At 36.9% G+C, this 24761-nt stretch carries 23 protein-coding genes and 4 other annotated features; of the genes, 19 read left to right on the top strand and 4 right to left on the bottom strand.

Going from position 1 to position 24761, the window contains the following annotated elements:
- Nucleotides 1–325 precede the first annotated feature (325 nt).
- The 11 genes from speD to ACQKNI_RS11055 all read left to right on the top strand — a co-directional run bounded on the left by speD (nucleotide 326) and on the right by ACQKNI_RS11055 (nucleotide 11037).
- On the top strand, nucleotides 326–709 hold the full coding sequence (gene speD, locus ACQKNI_RS11105; RefSeq protein WP_098413228.1) for an adenosylmethionine decarboxylase: 384 nt from the start codon (nucleotides 326–328) through the stop codon (nucleotides 707–709).
- A gap of 286 nt (nucleotides 710–995) precedes the next feature.
- On the top strand, nucleotides 996–1457 hold the full coding sequence (nrdR, locus tag ACQKNI_RS11100; protein WP_001203687.1) for a transcriptional regulator NrdR: 462 nt from the start codon (nucleotides 996–998) through the stop codon (nucleotides 1455–1457).
- A 139-nt stretch (nucleotides 1458–1596) separates the two neighbouring features.
- Entirely contained in the window at nucleotides 1597–3003 is a 1407-nt protein-coding gene (locus tag ACQKNI_RS11095; protein ID WP_088230808.1) for a replication initiation and membrane attachment family protein, read from the top strand.
- A 33-nt stretch (nucleotides 3004–3036) separates the two neighbouring features.
- Nucleotides 3037–3975: a primosomal protein DnaI gene (gene dnaI, locus ACQKNI_RS11090; protein WP_088230807.1), complete on the top strand. Its 939-nt coding sequence runs from the start codon at nucleotides 3037–3039 to the stop codon at nucleotides 3973–3975.
- A gap of 279 nt (nucleotides 3976–4254) precedes the next feature.
- Complete coding sequence (ytxC, locus tag ACQKNI_RS11085) at nucleotides 4255–5136, top strand: putative sporulation protein YtxC (protein ID WP_088230806.1); 882 nt, start codon at nucleotides 4255–4257, stop codon at nucleotides 5134–5136.
- Nucleotides 5137–5167: 31 nt separating this feature from the next.
- Nucleotides 5168–5396 (top strand) — a binding site (T-box leader).
- A gap of 48 nt (nucleotides 5397–5444) precedes the next feature.
- Nucleotides 5445–7382 (top strand): threonine--tRNA ligase, encoded by a 1938-nt coding sequence (gene thrS, locus ACQKNI_RS11080; protein WP_098253179.1) that lies wholly within the window; start codon nucleotides 5445–5447, stop codon nucleotides 7380–7382.
- Nucleotides 7383–7592: 210 nt separating this feature from the next.
- Nucleotides 7593–7713: a sequence feature (ribosomal protein L20 leader region), on the top strand.
- A gap of 62 nt (nucleotides 7714–7775) precedes the next feature.
- Nucleotides 7776–8279, top strand: coding sequence for a translation initiation factor IF-3 (gene infC / locus ACQKNI_RS11075; RefSeq protein WP_000973214.1), 504 nt, complete (start codon nucleotides 7776–7778; stop codon nucleotides 8277–8279).
- Nucleotides 8280–8300: 21 nt separating this feature from the next.
- On the top strand, nucleotides 8301–8501 hold the full coding sequence (gene rpmI / locus ACQKNI_RS11070; RefSeq protein WP_001125945.1) for a 50S ribosomal protein L35: 201 nt from the start codon (nucleotides 8301–8303) through the stop codon (nucleotides 8499–8501).
- A gap of 37 nt (nucleotides 8502–8538) precedes the next feature.
- Entirely contained in the window at nucleotides 8539–8895 is a 357-nt protein-coding gene (gene rplT, locus ACQKNI_RS11065) for a 50S ribosomal protein L20 (RefSeq protein WP_001138362.1), read from the top strand.
- Nucleotides 8896–9389: 494 nt separating this feature from the next.
- Nucleotides 9390–9881 carry a dUTP diphosphatase gene (locus ACQKNI_RS11060; protein WP_000365050.1) on the top strand — a complete coding sequence of 164 codons (492 nt, stop codon included), beginning with the start codon at nucleotides 9390–9392 and terminating at the stop codon, nucleotides 9879–9881.
- A gap of 70 nt (nucleotides 9882–9951) precedes the next feature.
- The gene (locus tag ACQKNI_RS11055; protein WP_060632484.1) at nucleotides 9952–11037 is read left to right on the top strand and encodes a M42 family metallopeptidase; all 1086 of its coding nucleotides are present in this window, start codon (nucleotides 9952–9954) and stop codon (nucleotides 11035–11037) included.
- A 41-nt stretch (nucleotides 11038–11078) separates the two neighbouring features.
- On the opposite strand, the gene ACQKNI_RS11050 is transcribed toward ACQKNI_RS11055, so the two are convergent.
- Nucleotides 11079–11696 carry a TetR/AcrR family transcriptional regulator gene (locus tag ACQKNI_RS11050; RefSeq protein WP_088230804.1) on the bottom strand — a complete coding sequence of 206 codons (618 nt, stop codon included), beginning with the start codon at nucleotides 11694–11696 and terminating at the stop codon, nucleotides 11079–11081.
- A gap of 296 nt (nucleotides 11697–11992) precedes the next feature.
- On the opposite strand from ACQKNI_RS11050, the gene ACQKNI_RS11045 reads away from it, so the two are divergent.
- From ACQKNI_RS11045 to ACQKNI_RS11030, 4 genes are all read left to right on the top strand, one after another.
- Complete coding sequence (locus tag ACQKNI_RS11045) at nucleotides 11993–12646, top strand: HlyD family secretion protein (protein ID WP_071771032.1); 654 nt, start codon at nucleotides 11993–11995, stop codon at nucleotides 12644–12646.
- A 12-nt stretch (nucleotides 12647–12658) separates the two neighbouring features.
- The gene (locus tag ACQKNI_RS11040) at nucleotides 12659–14452 is read left to right on the top strand and encodes a DHA2 family efflux MFS transporter permease subunit (protein ID WP_088230803.1); all 1794 of its coding nucleotides are present in this window, start codon (nucleotides 12659–12661) and stop codon (nucleotides 14450–14452) included.
- Nucleotides 14453–14564: 112 nt separating this feature from the next.
- Nucleotides 14565–15104, top strand: coding sequence for a sigma-70 family RNA polymerase sigma factor (locus ACQKNI_RS11035; protein WP_088230802.1), 540 nt, complete (start codon nucleotides 14565–14567; stop codon nucleotides 15102–15104).
- Between the two features lie 21 nt (nucleotides 15105–15125).
- Entirely contained in the window at nucleotides 15126–16151 is a 1026-nt protein-coding gene (locus ACQKNI_RS11030; protein WP_088230801.1) for a DUF4179 domain-containing protein, read from the top strand.
- Between the two features lie 30 nt (nucleotides 16152–16181).
- Here ACQKNI_RS11030 and ACQKNI_RS11025 read toward each other — a convergent pair whose 3' ends face one another.
- From ACQKNI_RS11025 to sspI, 3 genes are all read right to left on the bottom strand, one after another.
- Complete coding sequence (locus ACQKNI_RS11025; protein WP_088230800.1) at nucleotides 16182–16895, bottom strand: CPBP family intramembrane glutamic endopeptidase; 714 nt, start codon at nucleotides 16893–16895, stop codon at nucleotides 16182–16184.
- A gap of 168 nt (nucleotides 16896–17063) precedes the next feature.
- Complete coding sequence (locus ACQKNI_RS11020) at nucleotides 17064–17621, bottom strand: HD domain-containing protein (RefSeq protein WP_088230799.1); 558 nt, start codon at nucleotides 17619–17621, stop codon at nucleotides 17064–17066.
- A gap of 177 nt (nucleotides 17622–17798) precedes the next feature.
- Nucleotides 17799–18008 (bottom strand): small acid-soluble spore protein SspI, encoded by a 210-nt coding sequence (sspI, locus tag ACQKNI_RS11015; protein WP_000009509.1) that lies wholly within the window; start codon nucleotides 18006–18008, stop codon nucleotides 17799–17801.
- Between the two features lie 82 nt (nucleotides 18009–18090).
- Between sspI and ACQKNI_RS11010 the strand changes: the two genes are divergently transcribed.
- The 4 genes from ACQKNI_RS11010 to asnS all read left to right on the top strand — a co-directional run bounded on the left by ACQKNI_RS11010 (nucleotide 18091) and on the right by asnS (nucleotide 24656).
- The gene (locus ACQKNI_RS11010) at nucleotides 18091–18888 is read left to right on the top strand and encodes a TrmH family RNA methyltransferase (protein WP_140417361.1); all 798 of its coding nucleotides are present in this window, start codon (nucleotides 18091–18093) and stop codon (nucleotides 18886–18888) included.
- A gap of 91 nt (nucleotides 18889–18979) precedes the next feature.
- Nucleotides 18980–19208, top strand: a binding site (T-box leader).
- Between the two features lie 43 nt (nucleotides 19209–19251).
- Nucleotides 19252–20286, top strand: a complete 1035-nt coding sequence (pheS, locus tag ACQKNI_RS11005) for a phenylalanine--tRNA ligase subunit alpha (RefSeq protein WP_088230797.1) — start codon at nucleotides 19252–19254, stop codon at nucleotides 20284–20286.
- An 18-nt stretch (nucleotides 20287–20304) separates the two neighbouring features.
- Nucleotides 20305–22725 carry a phenylalanine--tRNA ligase subunit beta gene (gene pheT / locus ACQKNI_RS11000; protein ID WP_088230796.1) on the top strand — a complete coding sequence of 807 codons (2421 nt, stop codon included), beginning with the start codon at nucleotides 20305–20307 and terminating at the stop codon, nucleotides 22723–22725.
- Nucleotides 22726–22960: 235 nt separating this feature from the next.
- Nucleotides 22961–23212: a binding site (T-box leader), on the top strand.
- Nucleotides 23213–23264: 52 nt separating this feature from the next.
- Nucleotides 23265–24656, top strand: a complete 1392-nt coding sequence (gene asnS, locus ACQKNI_RS10995) for an asparagine--tRNA ligase (RefSeq protein ID WP_088230794.1) — start codon at nucleotides 23265–23267, stop codon at nucleotides 24654–24656.
- Nucleotides 24657–24761: the final 105 nt, after the last annotated feature.

Genomic DNA, 24761 nt, shown 5'->3' with positions numbered 1-24761 from the left:
AAAAAATATATGAGTATATTTTAAAAAGTGGACATACCACGAACCGTTGTTATTACTGTATTTGTGAATCATTTATTTTTTTTAGGGAAAAGTAAAGAGGAAATTATGACAGAAAATCGAAAAAACTGTTGTTGCAAAATGAAAATAAACAAAGTATACTAACACTCGTAAACTTAAGAGCTGAGGTACGTAGTCACTACTTAAAGGGTTAGGACCTCTCTGGACTAACTTTCCCCCGTGGTAGTGGAGCAAGCCAAATTGCAAATTAGTTTTCAATTCGAACAGTTAGAATAAATTTACAAGGGGGAACTGTAGAATGGATACTATGGATACGATGGGTCGTCACGTAATCGCTGAACTTTGGGATTGCGATTTCGACAAGCTTAATGACATGCCATATATTGAACAATTATTTGTGGATGCAGCACTAAAAGCTGGTGCTGAAGTACGTGAGGTTGCTTTTCATAAATTTGCACCACAAGGTGTAAGTGGAGTAGTAATTATCTCGGAATCACATTTAACAATTCATAGCTTTCCGGAGCATGGTTACGCAAGTATTGATGTTTATACTTGTGGGGATCGTATTGATCCAAATGTTGCTGCAGAATATATTGCAGAAGGTTTAAACGCGAAAACGCGTGAGAGCATCGAGCTTCCTCGAGGCACTGGTAGCTTCGAAATTAAGCAGAGAGAAACAAAAGCTCTTTAAAAAAGAACATAATTGATTTAAAATGTAAAGAGGTGTATAATGCACCTCTTTTTTAGTTTATAAAAAGGGAAAAACGTAACGTACTCGTTAGTTGAATAAATTGAACTTTTACAAATAAGTTAGCGCTTCATCTACCATCTTATTTTTTGAAAACGGGATGATAACATAATGCGTGTAAACTTAAAGTGGTAAGAGCGTTAGAATGAGTTATATAATATTGTATATATATTTTCAGGCGAAGTGAGTAGAGAAAAAATAAAGGGTATAGTGTAAAGGAGTGAATATATTGCGTTGTCCGTCCTGTTCTCATAATGGCACAAGAGTGTTAGATTCGCGTCCGGTAGACGAGGGACGCTCTATTCGAAGAAGGAGAGAGTGTGAAAGCTGTTTAAGTCGCTTTACGACATTTGAAAGAGTAGAAGAATCACCTCTTATCGTTGTTAAAAAAGAAGGTACACGAGAAGAGTTTAATAAAGAAAAGATTTTACGCGGTTTAATTAAAGCGTGTGAAAAAAGACCAGTATCTTTAAGACAATTAGAGGAAGTAACACAAAGTGTGGAACGTGAGCTTCGTAATTTAGGTATTTCAGAAGTGAAAAGTGATATGATTGGTGAAATAGTTATGGAAGAGCTTCGTGATATCGATGATGTTGCTTACGTACGTTTTGCTTCTGTATATCGTCAATTTAAAGATTTAAATGTATTTATTGAAGAATTGAAAGATATACTGCAAAAAGAAAGAGAATAGAAGCCTATTCAATTCTCTTTACATACTGTAAGTAATGAGATAAGAGAGCTAGGAGCGTAAGCTAATAGCTCTTTTTCGCTAATAAAGTGAAGCTTTGATCAGTAGAGGATAGATTGGATGAGAGAAAGGAAAAGCAAGAATGGAAAAACAGTCATGGATGGAGCTATTGCCGATTGATCGTTATAAAGTAAGTGCGAAAGGGCTACTACATAATTACGACCGAAAAGTGTTAACAATGTTGTATCAACCGTTAATAGGTAGTAGAGCTTTTAGCTTATACATGACGCTATGGGGAGAGTTAGAACAAGATCGTGTATTTGGAAAAGAGAATACACACCATTCCCTTATGGTGACCATGCAAATGCAACTTCCTGAAATATATGAGGAACGAGTGAAGTTAGAGGCAATTGGGCTTTTAAAGGTATATATTAAGAAAGAAAAAGATATTCGAATGTTTATATACGAGTTGCAACCGCCTTTATCTCCAAAGCAGTTTTTTGATGATATTGTTTTAAGTATCTTTTTATACAATCGATTGAGTCGGACAAAATATAATCAAGTAAAGCAATATTTCTTAGAGGAAGAGTTTGATTTTGCCTCTTATGAAAATGTTACGCGTTCGTTCAATGATGTGTTTGGTTCGTTTAATCCAGGACAGCTTGAGCATGCGCAAGAAGACCTTCGTATTCCAAAAACGACAACTATGCCAAGTAACGAGAAGGGAGACGCTCCGAAAGTTTGGAATGATTTCTTTGATTTCTCCTTATTTGTAGACGGATTGTCCGCTCTTGTTCCTAAAAAGGCGATTACAGATCCAGTTCGAGAGTGTGTGATTACGCTTTCTTACGTATATGGTGTAGATGTGTTATCGATGCAAAATATCGTTCTTGGTGCGGTGACAGAGATGCAAACAATTGATATCGAAAGGCTTAGAAAAGGAGCGCGCGATTGGTATCAATTTGAAAACGGGCAAGCATTACCTGTATTAAGCGAAAGAGTGCAGCCTCATAGTGCGCGTATGATGAAAGAGAAAGAGCCTTCAACGCAGGAAGAGATGCTAATAAAGCAGTTAGAAGAAATCTCGCCAAAACAACTATTGAAAGAGATATCTGGTGGTGCAGAGGCGACGAAAGCGGACTTGCAAATCGTTGAAGATGTAATGATCAATCAAAAACTAACGCCAGGCGTTGTAAATGTACTTATTTATTACGTTATGCTACGCTCAGATATGAAGCTCGCGAAAACGTATGTGGAGAAGATTGCTGGTCATTGGGCGCGTAAAAAGGTCGGTACAGTAGCTGAAGCGATGGCATTGGCGAAAGAAGAAAACCGTCAATATCAAGAGTGGGCTGAAACGAAGAAAAAAGGCCGTACGTCGAAGAAAACAGTACGAAAAGAAATGGTACCAGATTGGCTGAAAGAAGAGCCGAAGGAACAAGCGAAAGAAATTGCGAAGAAAGATGTAAGTTCGGAAAAAGGTGCAAGTACGTTAGAAGATGAAAGAAAACGACTAGAAGAAGTGTTGAAAAAATATAAGCGTGATTAATAGAAGAGAATGAACGCTCTTTGAGGTGAGAAAATGGAGCATATTCAAAATTCATTTGCAAAATTAATGGAGAATAAAAATTTTAAAAATAGATATGAAGTATTAAAGGCAGAAGTGATGGCACACCCGCGTGTGAAAGAATTTATAGACGAACATAAAGGTGAAGTAACAACTTCGATGATTGAGCGCAGTCTTGTGAAGTTATATGAATATATTGGACAAAGTGTAGGTTGTGCGGATTGTCCGGATTTAGGATCATGTAAAAACATGCTGCAAGGATATGAGCCAAAGCTTGTTATCCAAGGTAAGATGATTGATATTCAATATGATCGCTGCATTAGAAAAGTAGCGTATGACGAGAGAAAGAAATATGAAAAACTCGTTCAAAGTGTATATATGCCAACTGATATTTTACAGGCAACGATGGAGAATTTAGATCCTTCCGATTTAGATGCACGTATCGATGCAATTGGAGCGGCGAATGAATTTTTAAGTACATATGAACCAGGTAAAAAAGTACAAGGTTTATATTTGTACGGTAAATTTGGTGTAGGGAAAACGTATTTGTTAGGAGCAATCGCGAATGAACTTGCTCGAAAGAAAATAAGTTCGATGCTCGTATACTTCCCGGAATTTTTACGTGAAATTAAAAGTTCGATTCAAGATAATTCAATCGGGGAAAAGATTGATGCGGTGAAACGTGTACAAGTGTTAATGTTAGATGATATTGGAGCCGAAGCGATGTCAAGCTTTGTACGTGACGATGTGCTTGGCGCAATCTTACAATTCCGTATGCTTGAAAACTTGCCGACGTTCTTTACGTCTAACTTTGATTTCAAGGAGCTGGAACATCATTTAACGTATACACAGCGCGGTGAAGCGGAAGAAATGAAAGCAGCTCGTATTATGGAACGAATTAAGTATTTAGCGAAACCAATTCCAATTGGCGGGAAAAACCGTCGTCATAAGTAAAAGAGTAAGCTGAGAAGCTTGCTCTTTTTTTCGTTTGGAATGCTTTTCATAGTAGTCGAATTGTAAAATGAAAAGTTCTTATAGAAAATTCATTGTGGCTTGTATCATTTTTTTCTTTCTCCCTTAATATATATAAAATTAGCAAGCCATATCGAGTGGGTTTTCTAACGATAGGAAATGAAATTCTACTAAGAGTGAACTTCCAAGGGCCAAAACTCTTATAGGATTTGTAACGTATAGATACAATCCTTTAGAGCGGGGATAAAAGGGGGGACAAAAGTGATTGAAATTTGCTTCGAAGAAAAAAATGATGCTATGCACGTATATAAACAACTACTGAAAAGAGCGGAAATGTTATATAAGGAAACGAGTGTGTACTTACAGGAACAGAAAGTTGTGATTCACATACCAGTGCGTGAATCGAATTATATTGAAAAGATTTTATTGCCAGTAATGGTGTATTTCATTGTGAATGTGAAACAAAATGAGTGGATATATACAATTTTAAAAGAAAAGTTTTTTTATGAAGAACAAGAAGAGTGTCATCAAATATTGCATATGGCACAGGAGATTTTAAAGGGAAGAAGAAAAGGTGTAGCTCAGGATTTAACACGCAATACATTTGAATCATACATTAAGTCTTCTTTAAATAACTGGATTTGTGATCCGCTCTCATTCTCGTTTTCATCGTATGTTCGTTTTCGTCTTCGTACATATAGGGAAATGGTAGCTAAGCTTGCGGAAGTAGCGATTGATGAGTATAAGATGGAACAAGAATATCAAATGTTCATTGAGACGCTCCGGCAACAAGTGAGTAGCCGGAAATCGCGTTTGTCCTGTATGCACCTTATTTTTGATGAAAGCTTTATTTTTTATGATGATAAAGGTAGACGTTTAAAACAGGAGAAATTGGTCCAATATATAGATGAAGAATTATTAAAGCAAAAGGATGTATATATTGATACGAAAGTAATTGCACCACTTCTTTCTATTTCGCCGAAAAAAATTTATTTATATACGAAAGAACAAGACCATAATATGATTATTACGTTGCGAAACGTATTTCAAGAACGATTACAATTACATGGATTACATGAGTTTGAACGCAATGTGAAAAAATTAAAAAATAAAGGTAACGCCCTTGATTTTCTAAGTTTTTGAGCATATAATTACCTACATAAATGAAATATATTGAAATGTCATGATGAGGACATGAGTAGTTTTCTACGATTTTCAGAGAGGGAAGCCTTAGGGTGTGAGCTTCCTAGTACGGGATTATTACTTACCACCTCTAAACTTTAGCAGTGAACGATTTTTTTAGTAATTGCTAACGGACAACACCGTTATGTTGAACTTGAGCAATTAACAATTATGTTAATTGGAACAAGGGTGGAACCACGAATTCAACACTCGTCCCTTTTTACGGGATGAGTGTTTTTTATTTTGAAAAAAAAGAGGAGTGACCAGTGATGGCAGATGTAGTTAAAATTACTTTCCCTGATGGAGCTGTGAAGGAGTTTCCAAAAGGCGTAACAACTGAAGAAATCGCAGCTTCTATTAGCCCAGGCTTAAAGAAAAAGGCTGTGGCTGGAAAATTAAATGATGAGATGATCGATCTTGTTACACCAATCGAAGAAGATGGTGCAGTTTCTATTATTACATTAGATTCTGAAGATGGCTTATACATTTTACGCCATTCAACAGCCCACCTTTTAGCACAAGCGTTAAAACGTTTATATAAAGATGTTAAGCTTGAGCTTGGTATTGGTCCAGTAATTGAAAATGGCTTCTACTACGATATTGATATGGAAGAAGCAATTACAGTTGAAGACTTCAAGAAAATCGAAAAAGAAATGCAAAAAATCGTGAATGAGAACTTAGAAATCGTTCGTCATGAAGTACCACGTGCAGAAGCACTTCGTCGCTTTGAAGAAATTGACGATGAGTTAAAATTAGATTTAATTAACGATCTTCCAGAAGATGCGGTTATTTCAATCTATGAGCAAGGCGAATTCTTCGACCTTTGTCGTGGTGTTCACCTTCCATCTACAGGAAAAATTAAAGTGTTTAAATTATTAAGCGTTGCGGGTGCTTACTGGCGCGGCGATAGCAATAATAAAATGTTACAACGTATTTACGGTACTGCATTCGTTAAGAAAGCAGAATTAGATGAGCACTTACGTATGCTTGAAGAAGCAAAAGAGCGCGATCACCGTAAATTAGGTAAAGAATTAAAACTATTTACTAATAGCCAAAAAGTAGGACAAGGTTTACCACTTTGGTTACCAAAAGGCGCAACAATTCGCCGTATTATCGAGCGTTACATAGTTGATAAAGAAGCAAGCTTAGGCTATGATCACGTATACACTCCAGTACTAGGAAGCAGAGAGCTTTATGAAACTTCTGGTCACTGGAACCACTACCGTGATGGCATGTTCCCATCAATGGAAATGGATAATGAAGAATTAGTTCTTCGTCCAATGAACTGCCCTCACCACATGATGGTTTATAAAAACGATATTCACAGCTACCGTGAACTACCAATCCGTATTGCGGAACTTGGAACAATGCACCGCTATGAAATGTCAGGTGCGTTATCTGGATTACAACGTGTACGCGGAATGACTTTAAACGATGCGCACATTTTCGTTCGTCCAGATCAAATTAAAGAAGAGTTAAAACGTGTTGTAAACTTAACTCTAGAAGTGTACAAAGATTTCGGTTTAGAGAACTATTCATTCCGTCTATCTTATCGTGACCCAGCAGATACTAAAAAGTATTATGCGGATGATGAGATGTGGGAAAAAGCACAAGGTATGTTAAAAGAAGCGATGGACGAAATGGGTCTTGATTACTATGAAGCTGAAGGTGAAGCGGCATTCTACGGTCCAAAACTTGATGTTCAAGTTCGTACTGCTCTTGGAAAAGACGAAACACTTTCAACTGTACAATTAGACTTCTTACTTCCAGAACGCTTTGAATTAGCTTACGTTGGTGAAGATGGTAAACAACATCGTCCAGTTGTAATTCACCGTGGTGTTGTATCAACTATGGAACGCTTCGTAGCCTTCTTAATTGAAGAATACAAAGGTGCATTCCCTACTTGGTTAGCTCCAGTTCAAGTACAAGTGATTCCAGTTTCTCCACAAGTGCATTTAGACTACGCGAAGAAAGTACAAGACGAATTACGACGTGCTGGTATCCGTGTTGAATTAGATACTCGTGAAGAGAAAATCGGTTACAAAATCCGTGAAGCACAAATGCAAAAAATTCCGTACATGCTTGTAGTAGGTGACAATGAAGTAACTGAAAACGGCGTAAACGTACGTAAATATGGTGAACAAAAATCAGAGACAATCGCATTAGAGGCGTTTGTTGACATGATTAAAGTAGAAGGAAAACGATAAGAAAGAGCCGCGGTATACCGCGGCTTTTCTATATAAGATAAGTGAGGAAAATTAGCAAAAATAACCATATAACACTTATCATAAAAAAGTATTGCAAGTATGGTAGTTGTTTGTTACAATATTTCTTGTTGTTAGTAAAACACATCGCGTCTTCTTGACAGACGTCATGTCCTATGATAAACTCATCAAGGATAATAGAATATTGTTTTGTGGAACAAGTAGAAGCACCCGCTTCTCACCTGATGGACGCATTCGCAGTTTACAGGTAAATGTATTTCTTACTTAAGATTTTACAAGTGTGGGTGTCGTATGCCCGCACTTTTTTTGTCGGGTTCTATGACTACAAAATATGTTCTGAGAAAACCTTGGAGGTGGCTTACTATTAGCAAGGATATGATGATTAACGAGCAAATTCGTGCACGTGAAGTACGCTTAGTTGGCGCAAATGGCGATCAACTTGGAATCAAGTCTCGTAATGATGCTTTAGACTTAGCTGCAAATCTTAATCTTGATTTAGTATTAGTTGCTCCAAATGCGAAACCGCCAGTATGCCGCATTATGGACTACGGTAAATTCCGCTTTGAGCAACAGAAGAAAGAAAAAGAACAGCGCAAAAATCAAAAAGTAATTAGCATGAAAGAAGTTCGTTTAAGTCCAACAATTGATGAACACGACTTTAACACAAAACTTCGTAATGCTATCAAGTTTTTAGAGAAAGGCGACAAGGTTAAAGCGTCAATTCGCTTTAAAGGACGTGCCATTACTCATAAAGAAATCGGTCAACGTGTTTTAGATCGCTTCTCAGAAGCTTGTGCTGAAGTTAGTACAATCGAATCTAAGCCTAAAATGGAAGGACGTAGTATGTTCTTAGTTTTAGCACCGAAAAACGATAAGTAATAGATAGAGGAGGAAATACCTATGCCTAAACAAAAAACTCATCGCGGCGCTGCAAAGCGTTTCAAAAAGACTGGATCAGGTAAACTGAAACGTTCTCACGCTTACACAAGCCATTTATTCGCTAACAAATCTACAAAAGCTAAACGTAAACTACGTAAAGCTGGTGTAGTAAGCGCTGGTGACTTCAAACGCATTCGTCAAATGCTTGACAACTTAAAATAAGTTCGGCTGATATATAGAACAATTAGGAGGTAATATTATGCCAAGAGTAAAAGGTGGTACAGTTACTCGTCAACGTCGTAAAAAAGTAATTAAATTAGCAAAAGGTTACTACGGTTCAAAAAATACATTATTCAAGGTTGCTAACCAACAGGTTATGAAATCTCTAATGTATGCATTCCGTGACCGCCGTCAAAAGAAACGTGACTTCCGTAAATTATGGATTACACGTATCAACGCAGCAGCTCGTATGAATGGTCTTTCTTACAGCCGCTTAATGCACGGTCTTAAAAATGCTGGCATCGAAGTTAACCGCAAGATGCTTGCTGACTTAGCTGTTCATGACGAAAAAGCTTTCGCTGAATTAGCAACAGTTGCAAAAAACAACATTAACTAATTAGTTAAAACCTTAGAAGAGAAATCTTCTAAGGTTTTTTGTTTATATGTATTGCAAATGTTCCATGGTTTGTAAAATCCCCTACATATTATCGTTATTGATATGACAAAATCAATACAAAAACTACAGCAATATAGAAGAATATATGTATAAAGTCGGGAGAATCTTCCTGGCTTTTTTTATTTATGCTCCTTTGGAAAGAAGAGTATCTTTCCTAGCAGAAACGACACTGCTATAATGGAAAGATGATATGGAACTTTCATCAGATGAAGTAAAACTTTAATCAGTGGGTGCTACCCTTGGCTAAGTATTAGCTATTACCGATCGTGTGAACAATCGAATAGTGATGATTGAAACGTATTTGTAAATTAAGGACAAGCTATTTTATAAAGAGTTAGATAGCTGACTTGTTAATAAGAACTGAAACATAATAATGAACTTTGAGATGAAACAACATTGTTGCATAAAATGCGATGTTGGAGGAGGACAATAGAATGGACTTACTACAACTATTTAAATTACAAAAGGAATTAGATGACCGTATTGCGAAAGAACATGATTTACAACCGAAAAAGTTGTTGAAAGAAAAAATGTTAGCTCTTCTTGTGGAAATCGGAGAACTTGCAAACGAAACACGTTGTTTTAAATATTGGAGCAACAAACCAGCTTCAGAACGTGAAGTGATATTAGAAGAATACGTAGATGGTTTACATTTTATTTTATCAATCGGAATTGATTTAGGTATTGATAAAAACTTCCTATTCTATAAGTGTGCACAAACGAATAAAACACAAGTAGAAATTTTCCTAGACACATATGCGAAAGTGATTCGTTTTACAGATCAACCATCTATTACAAACTATATTGAATTATTTACAAGCTATCTTCGACTTGGACAGGCGCTTGAATTTGAACAAGAAGAGATTGAGAAAGCGTATTTAGACAAAAATGAAGTAAATCATCAGCGTCAAACACAAGGATACTAATTTAATTTTTGAATATTTCAATTTAATTATTGTATAATGAAGTGACTGAAGAAAAAGGAGGGTGTTGGCAATGACAAAATTAGACGCGACATTGACAATGCTAAAAGAATTAACAGATGCACGTGGTATTGCTGGTAACGAGCGTGAACCACGTGAAGTAATGAAGAAATATATCGAGCCGTTTGCAGATGAACTTTCTACTGATAATTTAGGAAGTTTAGTTGCGAAAAAAGTAGGGGAAGAAAACGGCCCGAAAATTATGGTTGCAGGTCATTTAGATGAAGTTGGCTTTATGATTACGCAAATTGATGACAAAGGTTTCCTTCGTTTCCAAACGGTTGGTGGCTGGTGGTCACAAGTTATGCTTGCACAGCGCGTAACCATTGTAACGCGTAAAGGAGATGTAACAGGTGTAATTGGTTCAAAACCACCACACATTTTACCTCCAGAAGCACGTAAAAAGCCAGTTGACATTAAAGACATGTTCATTGATATCGGTGCTTCTAGCCAAGAAGAAGCAATGGAATGGGGCGTGCGACCTGGAGATCAAGTTGTACCGTACTTTGAATTCCAAGTGATGAAGAATGAAAAAATGTTGCTTGCAAAAGCATGGGATAACCGAATTGGTTGTGCAATTGCAATTGACGTATTAAAACAATTAAAAGATGAAAAGCATCCGAACGTTGTATATGGCGTAGGGACTGTACAAGAAGAAGTCGGTCTTCGCGGTGCGAAAACATCTGCAAACTATATTAAACCAGATATCGCATTCGCAGTAGATGTTGGTATCGCTGGGGATACACCTGGTGTAACGGCAAAAGAAGCGCAAAGTAAAATGGGTGATGGACCGCAAATTATTTTATATGATGCTTCTGTTATTGGTCATACAGGTTTACGTGACTTTGTAGTTGATGTTGCTGATGAATTACAAATTCCATACCAATATGACTCTGTAGCGGGTGGTGGAACGGATGCAGGTGCCATTCACATTGCTGTAAACGGTATTCCATCTATGGCAATTACGATTGCAACGCGCTATATCCATTCACATGCGGCAATGTTACACCGTGATGATTATGAAAATGCAGTGAAGTTAATTGTAGAAGTTATTAAACGTCTTGATAAAGAGGCTGTACATAACATTACTTTTAATTAATAGAAAAAAGCGAAGGAGATTCTCCTTCGCTTTTTTACGTTTTAAAAAGGTCTTTCTAATCCTGCAGCAGTATGGGTCCCTAAAATAATTAAGCGCGTTAATTGCATGGCCATAAAATGTGGGGTATAGATCATACCTTTTTTAAGCCATGACATAATCATTCCTAGATGAGCACCAGTAACATAGCTAATGAGAATGTCACGAGGGACCATAAGTTTTTCATCGTTAGGCTGTGAAATAGATAAGCTTAATGTTAAGTATGTTTGAATGGCTTTCATCATTTTATGAGTATAGTTTCCAGCTGCTTTATCACCAAGCATAACATTATAGAACTGAGCATTTTCTGCGATATGCTCAAACAAATCCAAAAATGTCGGATGTGGTGAATCGAATGTCAGTTGAAACTCTTCTTTATTTCTAATTTTCGGTTTAATTACTTCCGTTAACTTCTCTAACATTTCTTCAATACTTTTTTCTAATAGGTCATATTTATCGTGGTAATGGCTATAAAACGTAGCACGATTTACAGGAGCACGTTCTGCGATATGTTGAACAGTTACATTTTCAAATCCTCTTTCGCCTACTAAAGCGACAAAAGCATCCTGTATGAGTTGTCTCGTTCGTTTTACACGGGGATCATTTGTATTTTTAATAGACATTTTAACTTCTCCTTGTTTAGTTTTTTATATTTAAACAACACATTTATATTATTTTGTTGTTTAACCGACATTTCATGCTTAAATTGTCGGTTGTAGATTCAAAATAATTATTTATAATTATAAACGATAGTCCTTCAGTAATCAGCACCGCTCGCAGGTAGACGAATTACAGTTTACACTGCAAAGGTGTGATTTTTTTGTTTAAAAGTTAATATAATTAACAATTAAACAATATAAACAATAAGGATGTAAATAGTTTAGAAAAAAATTATATGCGATATAAGGAGAGGAATGCAATGAATCAGTTTCGAAGAATGGTAATTATCAACATTATCACATTAATTGTATTAGTTGGCGGCGGTATCGGCGGTTATTACTATTACAATCAAACGGAAAACTATTTAAAAACAGACAATGCAAAAATTGACGGAAAGGTAATTCCAATTGCGTCACCAGTAGCGGGTAAATTAACCGACTGGAAAGCTGAAGTAGGCAAAAATTACAATGAGAACGATAAGTTAGGTGCTGTCACTGTAGCAGCGGCTAATGGAGAACAAACAGTAGACGTAACAATTCCGCAAAATGCAACAGTTGTACAATCAAACGCAACAACAAATGCCTTCGTTGGAGCGGGAAGCCCAATTGCTTACGCATTTGATATGAATAATTTGTGGGTAACAGCAAATATTGAAGAAACAACTATTGATGATGTTCAAAAAGGCCAAACAGTAGATGTGTATGTAGATGCATACCCAGATACAACGTTAACAGGAAAAGTAGAACAAGTTGGATTAACAACAGCAAATACATTCTCAATGTTACCATCAAGTAACGCAACAGCGAACTATACGAAAGTAAAGCAAGTTGTACCAGTTAAAATTTCTTTAGATCATAGTAAATCAGTAAATATTGTTCCTGGAATGAATGTGTCAGTTCGTATTCATAAGTAAGGGGGAGATGAAATGTCCTCAATTGCAATTGTAGGATATGCACTATTTTGTATAATCGTCTTCTTCCTTGTAAATCGTCTTTTACGAAAGAAAAAAACGAACGTGGGAGAAGAACAAGTCCCAGCCGTAAGTAAAATAGAAGTAAGTAAGGTAGAAATAGAAGAGAAAGAAATCGAACAAAAACAAGAAACAGAAGCTTCTAACGTTGTAGAATTAGAAACAGGGAAGCAAGAGCAAGTAAAACAGGAAAAAGAAATGCTGAAAAGACAATTACCAGTAGAGAATGTGAATGTAAAAGCAGTTGTAACGGTATTAATTCTCGGTATGTTCATTTCTATTTTAAATCAAACGATCATTAATGTTGCATTGCCTCCGTTAATGAACGAATTTAACGTATCAACTTCAACGGCCCAATGGTTAATTACAGGCTTCATGCTTGTAAATGGAATTTTAGTACCGATTAGTGCCTTTTTAGTTTCACGGTTTACGTATCGTAAATTATTTGTAGCGGCAATGCTATTTTTCACGGTAGGATCTATCATTTGTGCTACATCAGGTAACTTTACAATGATGATGACGGGCCGTATTATTCAAGCGGTTGGTGCAGGTATTTTAATGCCTGTTGGTATGAATATCTTCATGACATTATTCCCTCCTCATAAGCGCGGAGCAGCGATGGGATTATTAGGGGTAGCGATGATTTTAGCGCCAGCTATCGGACCAACTATAACAGGTTGGGTAATTGAAAATTATAGCTGGAACTTAATGTTTTATGGAATGTTTGTGGTTGGCTTAATTATTACGTTCTTATCTTTAAAATTCTTTACACTAGCACAGCCGGTGTCTAAAACAAAGTTAGATGTATTTGGTGTTATTAGTTCAAGTATTGGACTAGGTAGCTTACTGTACGGATTTAGTGAAGCTGGAAATAATGGCTGGACTAGTGCAGAAGTTATTATAACACTTATCATCGGTGTCATTGGTTTAGCAGTATTTATTTGGAGAGAGTTAACAACAGACAATAAAATGCTGGATTTACAAGTGTTTAAATATCCAACGTTTACTTTCACATTAGTAATTAACGCAATCGTAACAATGGCATTATTCGGAGGTATGCTATTACTTCCAGTATACTTGCAAAATATTCGCGGCTTTACGCCGATGGAATCTGGTCTATTACTCCTTCCAGGATCATTAATTATGGGGATTATGGGACCAGTAGCAGGAAAGTTATTCGATAAATATGGCATTCGTCCATTAGCGATTGTTGGGTTAGCGATTACGACATTTGCGACATATAAATTTACAACGTTATCGATGGATACACCGTATAGCGTTATTATGACGGATTATATTATACGTTCGATTGGTATGTCATTCATTATGATGCCAATTATGACAGCTGGTATGAACGCATTGCCGATGAAATTAATTTCTCACGGTACAGCGACGCAAAATACGTCAAGACAAGTAGCTGGTTCAATCGGAACGGCGATATTAATTACGCTTATGACGCAACAAACGACTGCTCACGTAGCAGATTACGGAAATATGTTAACAACGTCAAACCCAATATTAGTTGATAAAGTACACGGTATGGGGCAAAGCTTAGCGGCATTAGCCGGCTCAGCGCAAGCAGGAGATGCGATGAGTACGCAACTATTATATGGACAAATTTCAAAGCTATCTGCAATTAACGGTATTAACGATGCCTTCTTAATTGCAACAATACTCGCGGGTGTTGCTTGGGTGCTATCGTTCTTCTTACCATCAGGCAATAAACGAAATAGAAAAGCAGGGAATTAATTTCCCTGCTTTTTTTATTTGGGTATTATTAATAAATGTATATAATTTGATAGAAATGAGTAGTGACGATACGAATTAATAGATGTAGAGCACGTTAGAGAGGAGGGGACACATGAAACTTACAGAAGAGAACGTTGTGAATCAGCTAAGGAAAAGGAACGAAAAAGCACTATACTTTATTATCGATCATTACGGTGGACTTATAAAAAGTATTATTCAGAAGCATTTAGCTTCGTTTCAAGATGTACAAGAGGAATGCATGGATGATGTGTTATTGGCAATTTGGAATCATATTGAAAAGTATGATGAAGAGAAAAATACATTAAAAAATTGGATTGCAGCTATTACAAAATATAAATCTATTGATTATGCAAGAAAATATGCGAAGACAGTAAATGAAAAAGGATTAGACCAAATAGGTGAAATAGCGATGCATACTACTCTTGAAAACGAAATTAGTAATGATATGGAACATATATTAAATCATTTAAAGAAGAACGATAAAGAAATCTTTATGAAGCATTACGTGGAAGAAGATAGTGTAGAAGATATTGCGGAGAAAATGGGAGTGAAAACTTCTTTTATATACAATCGTCTATCAAGAGGTCGAAAGAAGTTAAGGGCATTATTTTTACATAACCGGATGAAATAAATAAGAAAAGAGGTGAAGGAAATGAAAGATCTATATGAAATGTTAAATGATATAAAAATGGATGAGAATGAATATGAAGAGGTTAACTTAACTCACATAGAGAAACAGAAAATGAAAAAGCGAATTCGTAAAAAAATAAAAAAGAATAAAGCTCATACGAAAAGGAATGTAGCGATTATAACATCTGCTGCGGCATTATTTATCATGATGATGACTGTAGACATGAGAAGGATGATTGCAGATATACCGTTAATCGGAAGTAAAATGGAAGACTACGTAAACAGTAGAGGCGAACCTTTAAAAGAATATAAAACGACAATAGGACAAACAGTTTATGATAACGGTGTAGAAGTGCGGTTAGATGAAGTGTTGATAGATGAAGGGCAGATTATTGTTAATAGTACGTTTAAGTCTAACCGTATTAATTTAGCAGAGGCCCATCCTAGTCCTGATATTTATATAAACGGAAAATTGTTAAACGGCAGTGGTACTGGCGGAGAAAAGAAAATAAATGAGTACACGTATACATTTTTCTCAAATAAAGATTTAAAAGATGATGGAATGAATCCGCTAGAAATTCTTGGAGAATGTGATATACAAGTTGTGTATCGAGATATTGTTTTAAAAGAGGGGAATTCAACATGGAAAGGAGAATGGGGCTTTTCTTTCAAAGCATCTGGAGACAAATTGAAAGCTGAAACGAAAACAATCCCAATCCATAAACATTTTGAATTGGAAAATGGACAAAAAATAGAAGTGGAAGATTTGAAAGTGTCTCCTATATCTACGAAGCTGAACTATAAGATGTTGAACGGAACAAAGTTAGACGTAACATTTATCGGGAAGGATCAAGATGGTAAAGAGTTAAAACTAGATTCAGGCCTTACATTATCGAAAAATAGTTATTGGCGTTTTGAAAAACTAGAGGATAGTGTAACGAAAATTGTCCTGACGCCTGTCTTAACTTCTGGTGAAGAAGGAGAAAAGAAAACGAATTATCGAAAAGTTTTAACGGAAGAAGAGTTTGAAGTTGTGATAAAAGAATAAAGAGAGGAGGTATCTGGATGATACCTCTCTTTATACTAAAAAGGCGAACATATTATTCATAATATGAAATAACATAGCTGGAATAATGGAATTTGTTTTCTTACATAAAATAGCCATTAAAAGTCCCATGAAGAAGGTGATTACCATGACTCCGAGTGAGTATGTGTGTGCGATACCGAAGAAGAAACTCGTTAAGACTGCTGCAATCCAAAATGGAAAGCGTTCTGAGAAGAAGCGAAGTATGAAGCCACGGAAAATGAGTTCTTCAAAAATGGGTGTGAGTATTGCAAAGCCAATAAGTAGTAATGTTTGATATTGATTAAAAACTTCTAAGTTTAGTGCAGAAGATTGTTGTTTTGTTGCGTCTTGAAATACATAATTTGACATGATGAAATTAAGAAGAATATTTAATGCGAAAAACAGGAACAAGTATATGTATGTACGCCATTCTTTGAGTGCCCTAAAGTTAAATGCCTCTAGTAATAGTCTTTTTGCAGGTTCGTATTTAAAAATGAAGAACAATAAAATCCCTAGTTGCAATGCGATACTTGTAGTATTTGCAATAGAATCATATAAGGCTATTTGCTTTTTATTTGTGAGACCAGCTGTATAAATCATTAAAGGTAATGCTAGAAATAAAGTGATAAGTCCGGTTCCAAAAAAGGCAAATAAGACAGAGCTAATAAATTGCCCCCATGACATGGAGTGTTTCTGTTCGTATGGAAGTTGTGTAGTGGATTGCATGTATAAAATCACCTCTTTTATATTCTTATATATAATTATAAAGTATTGTTATTTATAATGTTATGTTCAAATATTACATACAAAGTTAGAAATTTTTAAATTGAACTTCTTGTTACATGATTAGTAAAAATAATAAAAGAGGTATCACCCTATAGTGATGCCTCTCTCTCATTGATAACTATGTTCTGCCTTATTGTTCGATTTTGATTGCTCTATTTGCAATTCGCGCTCTACCAATCGGTCTAATTGCTGAATTGCTTTCAATGCTTTTTCATAAGAAATCGTTCTATAATGATGTGCCCCGCCCGGTTCTTCATCGGCTTCATCCGCCCACTTAATAACGTTTTGTAGAGGTGTTCTTTCAAGCGTTTGTTCTAATAGGAAAGAATCGGTGTGTAGAAGAATTGCAACAGAAATTTCTTTTGCTAGTTTCGGATGTTCTCCTAATCTAATAAGCAATTTATGTGCTCTTTCAGCGCCTTTAATTGCATGGATATCATTCTTTTTATATAAGTCATAGTCCCATTCGCCGCCTGTGTACCACGTATGGTGTCCGATATCATGAAGGAAACCAGCTTTTGTCGCAGCATCGACTGAGGCGTGATGCTTTTTAGCTAAGTGAAACGCATGGTAAGCGACAGCAATCGCGTGGACCATCCCAGAACGGTTTACGTATTTTTGTGTAATGTGGTGTTTAAAAACTTGTTCAAGCGTAATACGGTGCATAAAACATTCACTCCCTTTATCTAATGGTGTATATGAAGAAAAATCGATCGGTTTAAATGTATTTTGAACATTGTACTCCATCGGGGTAGCGTTAGTAAAGTAGAAATGTTTAGGAAAAGAAAAATTTTACTGGCATAAAAAATCACCTTAGTGTTTTCTAAGGTGATTTTTTATTGCTTATTTTTTTAACCCTTGCTCTAGTGTTTCTAACATTTCGTGTTTTTCATTTTCATCAGCATTTTTCCAAATAACTTCGAATAAAACGCCAAGACCTGGAAGCATTTTTTCTTCGCCACTTTGAATTGCATCGACAATCGTTTCTTGTAATTGGTCTTGTGAATTTCCAGATACATTCGCTAATACAGCGCCGCGTAAATTAAAACTCATGATTTTCACCTCTTTTTCAGAATTGAAACTGACGTTAGTTTTTGTTCTTTTTTATGTAAATATGTATGAAAAATAGGCTATAATGATAAGACAAGAAGAGAGGGAAATACATATTATGAAAAACATTGATTCAGTACAAAATCCGCGTGTGAAGCAGTGGAAAAAGCTGCAGACGAAAAAAGAGCGCGATAAAAAAGGTTTATTTTTTGTAGAAGGGTTCCATTTAGTAGAGGAAGCTTTAAAGGCAGGAGTTGTAACAGAACTTATCGTTTCAGATCAGACGGACCTTCCGAAAGATTGGACAGTTAATGATGTGGAAATGTATATCGTGCCTGAGGTAATTGTGAAAGTACTTCGTGAAACAGAAACGACGCAAGGTGTATTTGCTGTTTGTGAAAAGCATGAGAAAGAAGTAGTACTTACTGATGGGAAATTTCTTTTATTAGATGGTCTTCAAGACCCAGGTAATTTAGGAACGATTATTCGTACAGCTGATGCAGCTGGTATTCATGCCGTTGTGCTTGGAGAAGGTTGTGTTGATGTTTATAATAGTAAAGTACTCCGCTCTACACAAGGTTCTATTTTCCACTTACCAATTGTAAAAGGAAACTTAGAAGAATGGGTAGACAAGCTAAAAGAAAATCACGTCCCTGTATATGGAACAGCTCTTGAAAATGGAGTTCCGTATGGTGAAGTAACACCGGCCGGAAGTTTTGCATTAATTGTAGGAAATGAAGGAAGCGGCGTACGCCAAGAAATTCTTGCAAAAACGGATCAAAACTTGTATATTCCGATTTGCGGCGGGGCAGAATCATTAAATGTTGCGGTTGCAGCAGGGATTTTAACGTATTATTTACAAAGTCCAGTTGCGAACAAATAAAAAACTTCTTATAATAAGTTGAAGTACATGTTCATAAAAAGTGGTGAACTGAGTATCGAACTTTTTTGAACATACAATAAAAGTTAAATAACGAAAAACGTTGATAGAGAAGAGTAGCTTACAAAATCGCCATATAGGGAGAGAATGCCGTAGACTGAAAGCATTCTTATGGTAGATGGAAGTGAATTCACCTCTGGAGTTGACGCCAGGACCATGTATATGTAAAGGCGTTCCGGTCAGAATTGATCGTTATAACTAATGAGTGGGCAGACTTGTTCTGTCAATTTAGGGTGGTACCGCGAATTTACCTCGTCCCTTTTTGGGAGCGAGGTTTTTTTATTTTTAAAATTAGGAGGGTTCCAAATGGAAGCACGTTTAAAAGAGCTAAAACAACAAGCGTTAGCGCTTATTGAAGAAGCGAAAGAGCTAAAAGGCTTAAACGATGTACGCGTAGCGTATTTAGGTAAAAAAGGTCCAATCACTGAAGTATTACGTGGTATGGGAAAATTATCAGCAGAAGAGCGTCCACGTATGGGAGCATTAGTAAATGAAGTACGTGAAGCGATTCAAACGCGTCTAGAAGACAAAATTGGTAACTTAGAAAAAGCAGTAATTGAAGCGAAATTAGCTACTGAAACAATTGATGTTACATTGCCAGGTCGTCCTGTTGAAACAGGTTGTCATCATCCGTTAACAGCTGTTGTTGAACAAATTGAAGATGTATTCATCGGTATGGGTTATGAAGTAGCTGAAGGAACAGAAGTAGAAAAAGACTACTACAACTTCGAAGCACTAAACTTACCGAAAGATCACCCAGCGCGTGATATGCAAGATACATTCTACATTACAGAAGAAACGTTACTACGTACGCATACATCTTCTGTGCAAGCACGTACGATGGAAAATAATAAAGAAAAAGGCCCAATTAAAATTATTTGTCCTGGTAAAGTGTATCGCCGCGATGACGATGATGCGACGCATTCACACCAGTTCATGCAAATTGAAGGTCTTGTAATTGACAAAAATATTCGCATGAGTGACTTAAAAGGTACACTGCAAGTCTTCGTGAAGAAGATGTTCGGTGAAGATCGTGAAATCCGTCTTCGTCCAAGTTTCTTCCCATTCACAGAGCCATCTGTAGAGATGGATATTTCTTGTATGATGTGTCACGGCAAAGGTTGCGGCACTTGTAAAGGAACTGGCTGGATTGAAATTTTAGGAGCAGGTATGGTTCACCCGAACGTGCTTGAAATGGCTGGTTATGATTCAAAAGAATATCAAGGTTTCGCATTCGGTATGGGCGCAGAGCGTATCGCAATGTTGAAATACGGCGTTGATGACATTCGTCATTTCTATACAAATGATGTACGTTTCTTACAACAATTCAAACGAGCGTAAGGGAAGGAGAGGATAAATATGTTCGTATCATATCGTTGGTTACAAGAGTATGTAGATATTAAAGATGTAACAGCACAAGAACTAGCAGACAAAATCACGAAAAGTGGTATTGAAGTAGAAGGTGTTGAAGTATTAAATAAAGGTGTAAAAGGTGTTGTAGTTGGTCACGTATTAGAATGTGAAAAACACCCAGAAGCTGATAAATTAAGCAAATGCTTAATCGATATCGGTGAAGAAGAACCAGTACAAATTATTTGTGGTGCTGCTAACATTGCAAAAGGTTTAAAAGTACCAGTTGCAAAAGTTGGTGCTGTACTTCCTGGTAACTTTAAAATTAAAAAAGCAAAACTACGTGGTGAAGCTTCTCACGGTATGGTTTGTGCTCTTCAAGAGCTTGGCATTGATGGAAAGTTAGTTTCAAAAGAATACGCAGATGGTATCTTCATCTTCCCAAGTGACGCTGAAGTTGGTGCGGATGCACTTGAAATTCTAAACTTACATGATGAAGTACTTGAGCTTGGTTTAACACCAAACCGTGCAGATTGCTTAAACATGTTAGGTGTAGCATATGAAGTAGCTGCTATTTACGGACGTGAAGTGAAACTTCCAGCTATCGACTTACAAGAAACAGCAGAAAAAACTTCTGATTACATTTCTGTAAGCGTAGAAGCGAAAGAAGAAAATCCATTATACATTGCAAAAATGGTTAAAAACGTAAAAATTGGTCCATCACCAATGTGGATGCAAACGCGCCTTATGGCAGCTGGTATTCGTCCAATTAGCAATGTAGTTGATATTACAAACTACATTTTAATGGAATACGGTCAACCGTTACATGCATTCGATTACGATAAATTAGGTTCAAAAGAAATCGTTGTTCGTCTAGCAACAGAAGGCGAAAAGATTCAAACGTTAGATGATCAAGAACGTTCATTACAAAGCCACCACCTTGTGATTACAAATGGCACAAAAGCTTTAGCTGTTGCTGGTGTAATGGGCGGAGCTGATTCTGAAGTTACAAATGATACAGTAAACGTTCTAATTGAGTCTGCATACTTTGCAGGTCAAACAGTACGCCGTACATCAAAAGACTTAGGTCTTCGTAGTGAATCAAGCGCACGTTTCGAAAAAGGAATCGACCCAACACGTACATTCGAAGCAATTCAACACGCAGCTGCTTTAATGGCGAAATACGCTGGTGGTGAAGCACTTGAAGGTGTAGTAGAAGCTGATAACTTACAAGTAGAAGAGCGTACAGTATCTGTTACTGCTGAAAAAGTAAACCGTGTATTAGGTACAAATATTTCTGCGAGTGAAATGGGTACAATGTTCACAAACTTGAAATTCCCATTCACAGAAGTAGAAGGAACATTCCATGTAAATGTACCAGCACGTCGTCCTGATATTACAATTTCAGAAGACTTAGTAGAAGAAGTGGGCCGTCTATACGGTTATGACCACATTCCAGTTACATTACCTTCTGGAACGATGACTCGTGGTAAATTAACAGCAGCACAAACGAAACGTCGTAAAGTACGTCGCTTCCTAGAAGGTGCTGGTTTATATGAAGCAATCACGTATTCATTAACAAGCGCTGACAAAGCGAAACAATACATGGTTGAGCCAAACGAAAAAGCACCTGTAAACCTTGCACTTCCAATGAGCGAAGAGCGTAGCCAACTTCGTTTAAGCTTAGTGCCACAATTGTTAGAAGCAGTTTCATACAACGTTGCACGTAAAAACGACAGCGTTGCTTTATACGAAGTAGGTTCTATCTTCTTACCAACAGAAGCAGGAGAACTTCCGAAAGAAGAACAACATCTTGCAGGTGTTATGACAGGTCTTGCTCTTCACCATGCGTGGCAAGGTGAGAAGAAAGTTGTAGACTTCTTCGTAGTTAAAGGTGTGTTAGAAGGATTATTCGACGTACTAGGCGTTGCAAACCAAATCACATATGCACCAACAAAACGTGAAGGTATGCACCCAGGTCGTACAGCTGACATCGTATTAGATGGCGAAGTAATTGGTTTCATCGGCCAATTGCACCCAGAAGCAGAAAAACAATTAGATGTGAAAAATACATTCGTATTCGAACTATCTCTTGTAAAAGTATTCGGTGCAGACGCAGAAGAAACTTACTACTCAGCAATTCCACGTTTCCCATCTATGACACGTGATATGGCTGTTGTCGTAACGAAAGAAACAAAAGCTGGCGAAATGAAGCAAGTTATTGCTGAAGCTGGTGGAGAACTTCTGAAAGACGTAACACTATTTGACTTATACGAAGGTGAAAAAATGGAAGAAGGCAAGAAATCACTTGCATTCTCTATGAATTACTTCGATGCAGAACGTACGTTAACAGACGAAGAAGTAACAGAAGCACATAACCGTGTATTAACAGCGGTAGAAGAGAAATTTGGTGCGGAGTTACGTAAATAATAAGAAATTGCCGGATTCATTCCGGCAATTTTTTTATGGAACGATTGTCGGAAAGTGTCGGTAGGTCGATATTCTGTGTCGAACCGCCGATATAATTAAAGTTACGGTTGATATATTATGAAAATCGCTGATATATTTGGAGTTACGGTTGATATATTGTAAAAATCGCCGATATATTTTCTGGCGTCTTGCATCTTTCTCTCGAATGTAGTACATTAATTTTAGTTTAACAAAATGAAAGACGATGATAAGGAAAAGTAGTATATACTATAATCCAAAGCGAGTCAGGGGCGGTGAGAGCCTGATGAGGCGGTATATGTGAAGAACACCTTGGAGTTGCTAACCGAAATTGAATCTCGTATTCAAGAGTAGACTTAGACGGGAATCCGGCCTGTTACAAACCGGGAAGTATGTATTACATACGAGTTAAAGTTGGTCTTTATGACAAATTGGGTGGTACCGCGAAGTTTAACCTTTCGTCCCTTTATGGATGAAAGGTTTTTTTGTATTTAAATACATGGGTAAAGGAGCATTTCACTATGGAAAACACATTAGTAAAAAGTCTGTATAGAGATACAGAAAAGTATGCAGATCAAACAGTACAAGTATCAGGGTGGATTCGTAACTTACGTGATTCAAAAGCATTTGGTTTCATCGAATTAAACGACGGTAGCTTCTTCAAAAGCGTTCAAATCGTTTTCGATACAGAATTAGAGAACTTCAAAGAAATTGCAAAGCTTCCACTTAGCTCTTCAGTTAAAGTAGAAGGTAAAGTAATTGCAACGCCTGGAGCAAAGCAACCATTTGAAATTAAAGCAGACAGAATTGATATCGAGGGCTTATCAGATTCTGATTACCCACTTCAAAAGAAGCGTCACACATTTGAATACTTACGTACAATCGCTCACTTACGCCCAAGAACAAATGCATTCTCTGCAACGTTCCGCGTACGTTCTATCGCAGCATTTGCAATTCACCAGTTTTTCCAAGAGCGTGGATTCGTACATGTTCACACACCAATCATCACTGGTAGTGATACAGAAGGTGCTGGTGAAATGTTCCGCGTAACAACGCAAGATTTAAACAACGTACCAAAAGGTGAAGACGGACAAGTTGACGAATCAAAAGACTTCTTCGGCAAAGAAACAAACTTAACAGTAAGTGGACAGCTGAACGCTGAAGCTTACGCATTAGCATTCCGTGATGTTTACACATTCGGACCTACATTCCGTGCAGAAAACTCAAACACAACTCGCCACGCGGCTGAGTTCTGGATGGTTGAGCCTGAGATTGCATTCGCTGAATTAGGCGACGTAATGAACCTTACAGAAGATATGCTGAAATATGCAATGAAATACGTATTAGAGCATGCACCAGAAGAAATGGAATTCTTCAACAGCTTCGTTGATAAAACAGTTCTAGAGCGCATGAACAACGTAATCAACTCTGACTTCGGTCGCATCACTTATACAGAAGCAATTAAAGTACTTCAAGAATCAGGTGCTGACTTCAAATACCCAGTAGAATGGGGAATTGACTTACAAACAGAGCACGAAAGATACTTATCAGAAGAAATCTTCAAACGCCCTGTATTCGTAACTGACTATCCGAAAGACATTAAAGCATTCTACATGCGCTTAAATGACGACGGTAAAACAGTAGCTGCTACTGACCTTCTAGTTCCTGGCATCGGCGAATTAATCGGCGGAAGCCAACGTGAAGAAAGAATGGACGTTTTAGTAGACAGAATTAAAGAACTAGGTATGAACGAAGAGGACTACTGGTGGTACTTAGAACTTAGAAAATACGGCGGTACAAAACACGCTGGATTCGGTCTAGGTTTCGAGCGCTTCCTAATGTACATCACTGGCATGGCTAACATCCGTGACGTAATTCCATTCCCAAGAACTCCAGGTTCTTCTGAATTCTAAAATATACAAAAAAACGAGAGCGATTGCTCTCGTTTTTTTATTGGAACAGGGTGTAATTAGAACTCGAATTTTATAAAGTATTTTACGATTGGGAAAGATGTTGTT

Source organism: Bacillus sp. NPDC094064, from assembly GCF_050279585.1.
GTDB lineage: Bacteria > Bacillota > Bacilli > Bacillales > Bacillaceae_G > Bacillus_A.
Note: the sequence above shows the minus strand (reverse complement) of the source record. Positions and strands in the feature narration are given on the sequence as shown.